Annotated in this window: 4 protein-coding genes; 3 read left to right on the top strand and 1 reads right to left on the bottom strand. The window is 40.2% G+C overall.

What is annotated here, in order from left to right:
- The 3 genes from ACEW8U_RS00140 to ACEW8U_RS00130 all read left to right on the top strand — a co-directional run.
- The coding region (locus ACEW8U_RS00140; RefSeq protein WP_373519998.1) for a sterol desaturase family protein at positions 1-918 on the top strand (918 nt) is incomplete at its 5' end.
- A gap of 58 nt (positions 919-976) precedes the next feature.
- Entirely contained in the window at positions 977-1,942 is a 966-nt protein-coding gene (locus ACEW8U_RS00135; protein WP_373519997.1) for a proline iminopeptidase-family hydrolase, read from the top strand.
- Positions 1,943-2,086: 144 nt separating this feature from the next.
- On the top strand, positions 2,087-3,805 hold the full coding sequence (locus tag ACEW8U_RS00130) for a cellulase family glycosylhydrolase (RefSeq protein ID WP_373519996.1): 1,719 nt from the start codon (positions 2,087-2,089) through the stop codon (positions 3,803-3,805).
- A 144-nt stretch (positions 3,806-3,949) separates the two neighbouring features.
- Here the strand turns inward: ACEW8U_RS00130 and ACEW8U_RS00125 are convergent, their stop codons facing one another.
- The gene (locus tag ACEW8U_RS00125; protein WP_373519995.1) at positions 3,950-4,753 is read right to left on the bottom strand and encodes a ferritin-like domain-containing protein; all 804 of its coding nucleotides are present in this window, start codon (positions 4,751-4,753) and stop codon (positions 3,950-3,952) included.
- Positions 4,754-4,938: the final 185 nt, after the last annotated feature.

Below are 4,938 nucleotides of genomic sequence, written 5' to 3'. Positions count from 1 at the left end.
ATGGAAAAAGAAAAATTAACCTTTGAACATATTGTAAACTTAGATCTTCCTAACCTTATTCTTATTGCGACCCCGGTAATGATTTTCTTGGTTGTTTTGGAATGGCTTTTTTCCTACAAAAACAACATGGGTTATTATGACGGAAAAGATACATTGACAGCGACGTTTATCGGACTTGTCAATGCAGGTATGAGCGCAGCAATTAAAGTGGTGACTTTTGGTATCATTTTGTATTTCTACAACCTCGTCCCGTGGTCTATACCCCACACCTGGTGGGCTTATGTGCTTTGTCTGTTTTGGTTGGATTTTTGGAGATATTGGGCTCATAGGGTCGCTCATGAAAATAGATTTTGGTGGGCAACACATGTGACCCACCACAATTCTGAGAAGTATAATTGGTCTGTATCGTTCCGATTGAGTTGGACACAACATATAAAAATAATTTTTTTCATACCGGTTGTTTTAGCAGGCTTTCATCCCGTGGTCTTTTTTATAATTCATCAATTGGCAGTTTTATATCAGTTCTGGATTCACACTGAGTATATCAGAAAGTTGCCAAGACCGATAGAATATTTCTTTACCACACCTTCCCACCATCGTGTACACCATGCTACAAACGAGCATTATTTAGACAAAAACTATGGTTCAACATTTATTATTTGGGACAGGATGTTTGGTACATTTATGCCAGAAGGAGAGCAGGCAAATTATGGATTGACCAAGCAGGTGAAATCCTATAATCCCATTACTTTGAATTTTCATGAGTGGTCTGATATTGTAAAAGACGTTCGAAGTTCCAAATCTCTGAAAGAGGCTTACGCAATGGTTTTTACGCGCCCAAGTTTGTTGGAAGGAGTGAAAAATGAGTTTAGGGAAAAAGAAAAAGTGACAGTTTTATTCAATTCATCCAAAGATTAATTAAGGTCTTTGATTCAAAGGATTTTCCTTTATCCTTAAAAATGCTTTGATTTATTGGATGATAAAGACAGAAAATAAATCCATCGCTGTTAAGCTCCTGTGCCTCTTATTTTTATCGGTATTAGTTTCCTGTTCTCCAGAAAATCTACTTTTACCAGGAGAAGGATTTGTGGAAGTCAATGGTGGAAAAATCTGGTACGAGGTTTTTGGGGAGGGTAAAAAAGCCCCAATTATTCTTTTACATGGTGGTCCAGGTGGCACAAGTCTTGGATTTGAACCATTGAAGGAATTAGGATATGATGGCCCCATCGTATTTTTAGATCAATTGGGTTCAGGAAGGTCAAGTGCCATTACTGACACCTCATTGATGACTATTGAAAACTATGTGGAGCAAGTTGAATCACTCCGAAATCATTTGGGAATAAAAGATTTTGTGCTTTATGGATCTTCTTGGGGAACCATGCTGGGAATAGATTATTACCTGAAATATCCGGATGAAGTTAAGGCCATCATTTTCAGTAGTCCTTTGTTCAGTACAGACTCTTGGATTGCGGATGCTGATACGTTGATAGCGACTTTGCCCGATTCTGTGCAACAAGTCATCCGATACCATGAATCCATCAATGAATATGACCATCCCGACTATCATGAAGCGGTCAAACTTTATTACAGTTTATATGTCACCCGTAAAGAAAGACCAAAAATCGACAGAAGTTATTTGAATTTAGTATCCGGAAAAGAGATCTACAAATATATGTGGGGACCAAGTGAATTTACTTCAACTGGCACTTTGAGAAATTTTGACCGATTGGAGCAATTGGGAAAGATATCGGTTCCTGTTTTGCTTTTTACCGGGCAATACGATGAGGCAAGACCCTCCACTGTTCAATATTATCAAAGCCTGATTTCCGATGCGACATTCAGGGAAATCCCCGATGCGGCCCACAGTACCCTTAATGACAATAAAGAAGAGACTTTAAAAGTTGTGATGAAGTTTTTGGAAAGGGTTAATTCTTTAAATTGAAGTAGAACCTGCAGGGATTTTTTTGTGATTTAATCTTATGCTGCAAAGTAATTTTTGTTTTTAACATGCTAGGTTTAACCCAATTTCTTAGCATGGTAACAAAAAATAACTAGAAAGTAAATTATACTTTGTAACTTGACTTCCATGAAAAAATTGATTTTTATGGTGGTGTTAATCCCCCTGTTTACTTTTGGGCAGACCGGTGTTTTTGAATTGAATCAAAAACTTGGAAGGGGTATGAACATGGGAAACATGTTTGAGGCTCCGGCTGAGGGAGAATGGGGAAATCCTTACAGGAATGATTATTTCCAAAGGATTAAGGAAATTGGTTTTGACCACGTCCGGATTCCGATTCGATGGGATACCCCGGCAAGGACACAAATGATCCCACCCTACACCATCAATCCCACTTTTTTTGACAGGATCAAAGAAGTGGTTGACCGTGCCCTTGAACAGGATTTGATGGTCATTATCAATATGCACCACCATGATGCGCTTTTTCAAAACCCGACTCAGAACAAGGATAGGTTTTTGGCCCAATGGATGCAGATAGCGGATTTTTTTAAGGATTATCCAGAGGAGCTATTGTTTGAGGTCATGAACGAACCCCATAACCAATTGACTCCTGAACTTTGGAACCAATATTTTGCTGAGGCTTTGGTTGAAATCCGGAAAACCAACACAAACAGGGCTGTTTTGATGGGCACTGCTTTGTTTGGAGGAGTTGGAGGGATTTTTCATTTGGATCCACCGGATGATGACCATATCATTGCTACCGTCCATTTTTATAATCCCTTTACTTTTACCCATCAGGGTGCGGAATGGGTTGGAGATCAATCGCAGAATTGGTTGGGTACCAAATGGCTGGATCTGCAATTTGAGAGAGATGCCATTGTACAGGAAATAGCACCGCTGATTTCATTTTCCACCGAAAGAAATATTCCCATCCACATGGGAGAATTTGGCGCTTACAGCCGGGCAGACATGGAGTCACGGGTACGCTGGACCACTTTTCTATCCAGATATCTGGAATCAATAGGGTTTAGTTGGGCTTATTGGGAGTGGAGTGCAGGATTTGGGATTTTTGACCCCCAAAACAACCAATACATTCAACCTTTGGCGGATGCGTTGTTACTCAATGAAATGCCTGAACCCCGGCAGGCACATTTAGTCACACTTTATGAGAGTAACTTTGAAAATTCGAATGATGGTTGGAATATTTTTACCCAACAAAATGCACAGGCGGGGCTTTCCAGAAATCAGGGAATTCTTCAGGCAGCCGTTTCTCAAATAGGTACAGAAAATTGGCATGTGCAATTGGTCAGAAGCAATTTATCTTTGGAAAAAGGGAAGCTGTACCGATTTTCTTTTGAAGCAAAGGCAGAACCCAATATGTCAGTTGGATTTTATATTGGAAAGGCCTCTGCACCGTTCAATAGCTACAGTGGCTTTCAAAATACTCAATTGTCAGATGAATATCTTGAGTATTCCACTGTATTTCAGATGAACGACACTTCTGATCCCAGTGCCAGAATTGTTTTTGACTTGGGGATGCAAATGGGGAATGCATTATTTAGAAAAGTGAAAGTTCAGGAACTGGATCTTGTGATTACTTCCCTAAGAGAGAATTATCCGGAAAAGGTCAATATTTACCCTAATCCGGTTAAGTCTTTGCTGACCATTGACAATATCCATTCTGGCAGTCAAATTGAACTCTATAATTCAATGGGCCAAAAATTGGATTTGTTCAGGGTAACAGGAACTCAGCATGATATAGAAATGAGCCAATTGAAACCGGGGATATATTTGCTCAGAATTTTTGGGAACAACCATTTGGAAACCCGAAGAATCATAAAAAAATAGTTTTTTTAAGGATAAATAAAAAAAGTGCCCTAACAGTATCAGATATGCTTATTCGGTTTTTCAAAAATAAAGCCGGATAGAATCGAGATGGTATTCTCTTCTCGATGACACTGAGAGGGCACTTTTGGTGATTTGTAAGCGTTCTTAGGGTTTTATAAAGAGTCCGCCAATGGTTAAAACTTCCGCCATAGTCAATGGTTCGTCAAAGGCCTCTGTCACACCGTCAACTCCTATGGGAGTCACCGTAGTGACATTAACTCCGCCTTGAATCAAGTTATCCTCTCCGTTATATACCGCTTGGGTTTCCATAGGCATTCCTGCACCCCTTTCGTCTTGGGTAATCCATCCTTTGAGACCTCTCAGCCTTCTAACTTCTGAAGCATGTCTTGCCTCGACAGAGTGAATCTGTAAGGCGGCAGTCAATACCGCCCCATTGCTCATCAGATTGGCTGCCTGACCTTTATAGGCACGGACACCGGTATCTTCAAAAGCCTGGGCAAGAGCCAAAAACTGAGCATACTTCGTGAAAGGTTTAAATTTTCCCCCTGCCGTAAAATCAAATTCCGGCTTATCGATAGGAGTACCTCCTGATGCAGTGATGGCAGCCTTAAGAAATTCCACATGATCTACCTCATGTTTTTCTATTACTTCAAATATGGCCCTGTCTTTTCCGTCAGGAATGAGATGATCACAGTGAAGGCCTGTAGTGTAAAATTCTGCTTCCAGAAATTCCAAGAGCAGGGCAAAGTTCAAAACATCCAATACCGAAACCGAACCTTGGGCATATGCTTTATTGCTGCCAACAGAAGCCAAACCAACAGGAATGGCCGCCATAGCAATATTTTTACCAAAGTTGGTCAACTTTTTGAAAGCCTCTCTTCGAGTCGTAAATCCATCAAGTTCGTTTGTCTTGATGTTATACATATTTAATACTTCTAAAATATTCATAACAAATTCTGTTTAAGATTTAGGTAACTGGTTTGCAATGATTTTATTGACGATAAAAGGTGATGCTGCCTCTAACACCATATCAGGTGAAAATGCCCTGTCCAAGCCATTGGCGTCAATAACATCACTTCCTGCAAATGACTTGGGGTCACTGTCAAAAATGCTCCTGATGGCTGCCGCATGAC

This window comes from Aquiflexum sp. (genome assembly GCF_041751335.1).
Taxonomy (GTDB): Bacteria; Bacteroidota; Bacteroidia; order Cytophagales; family Cyclobacteriaceae; genus Aquiflexum.
This window is presented reverse-complemented; position numbering and strand designations above follow the sequence as displayed.